Source organism: Synechococcus sp. H55.10, assembly GCF_047502715.1.
Lineage (GTDB): Bacteria > Cyanobacteriota > Cyanobacteriia > Thermostichales > Thermostichaceae > Thermostichus.
The window spans coordinates 1-588 of record NZ_JANSJJ010000217.1; the positions used below are offsets into that span (position 1 = coordinate 1).

The window sequence follows — 588 nt, forward strand, 5'->3', positions numbered from 1 at the left end:
AAGTCGGCATAGCGGGGCTGCCAGTTGAGATCCCGCTGGATGGCCGCGGCATCGCCCACCAGGCAGGGGGGATCCCCCGGTCGGCGGGCCCCAATTTGCGCCGGGATCTGTCTTCCGGTTACCGCTGCTGCCGTGGCGATCACCTCCTGGACGGAGAAGCCCTGGCCATTGCCCAGGTTGTAGGCTGTCTGCACAGGCCGGCCAGACGCCAGCGCTTCTAACGCCAACACATGAGCCTCCGCCAGGTCGGCGACATGGATGTAGTCGCGGATACAGGTACCATCAGGGGTGTTGTAGTCATCGCCAAAAACGGTGATGTGAGGGCGTTGGCCAGCGGCGACTTCCAGCACCAAGGGGATGAGGTGGGTTTCGGGGTCATGGGCTTCGCCGATTTCTCCGTCGGGATCGGCGCCGGCGGCGTTGAAGTAGCGCAGGCTGATAAACCGGATCCCGTAGGCGGCCTGGAAGTCCCGCAGCATCTGCTCCACCAGGAGAATGCTCTGTCCGTAGCGGTTGATGGTGCGCTGGGGGTGGGTCATGTCTCATATACACATCTACGAGCCAACGAGACCCAACTACAACTCGTAT

General features: G+C 62.6%; 1 protein-coding gene. It reads right to left on the reverse strand.

What is annotated here, in order from left to right; all coding sequences use genetic code 11:
- The coding region (locus tag NW858_RS11640) for an NAD-dependent epimerase/dehydratase family protein (protein ID WP_414520560.1) at positions 1–539 on the reverse strand (539 nt) is incomplete at its 3' end.
- Positions 540–588: the final 49 nt, after the last annotated feature.